Annotated in this window: 1 protein-coding gene; it reads left to right on the top strand. The window is 47.1% G+C overall.

Annotated elements, in window-relative coordinates; all coding sequences use genetic code 11:
- A partial coding sequence (locus tag A3762_RS27410; protein WP_197469155.1) for a hypothetical protein occupies positions 1-637 on the top strand: 637 nt, incomplete at both ends.

The raw sequence follows: 637 nt of genomic DNA on the forward strand, positions 1-637 counted from the left end.
GCGATGCAAAAAGCATACTGAAACGAGGTTATGGTACAACAAATAATGTGATTGAGGCTCGGTCTCAAGTTCAGGTGGGAGAGGCGGATCTGGATGCAGCGAAAGCTCAGCTTGATCTTACTGATGTTGAACTAACAGAGGGTATCCCCGCAAGACTGGCAGCATCCGAAGCCGCGATTGAAAAAGCGAGAACAGCCTTGGATTTTACAGAGGTTCGATCGTTCACAAATGGAACCGTAACCCAGCTGGCACTCAGCGTTGGCAGCCCAACGACTACACTTGTATTGAGACCATCGATGGTCATCATTCCCGATCGACCTGAAAACACATCAGTACGTGTTTCTGCAGGATTTTCTCAGGTTTCGAAAACGACCCTTTATGAGGGAATGCCAGCAGAAATCGCTTGTGACACTAATGCGAGCCTATCTTATAGAAATGCAATACTTCCTGCACGGATCGTTTTACTGCAGCCCGCTGTTGCGACGGGTCAAGTGACCCCCAGTGATGACTTAAAAGATCTACAAAATGCATCACAGCGCGGAACAATTCATGCCATGCTGGAACTTATTCACAATGAGCATGAAGCCTTATTGCTGGATGGTTCGGGTTGTATCGTACAGACCTATACCAATAACTT

Source organism: Oleiphilus sp. HI0125 (genome assembly GCF_001635355.1).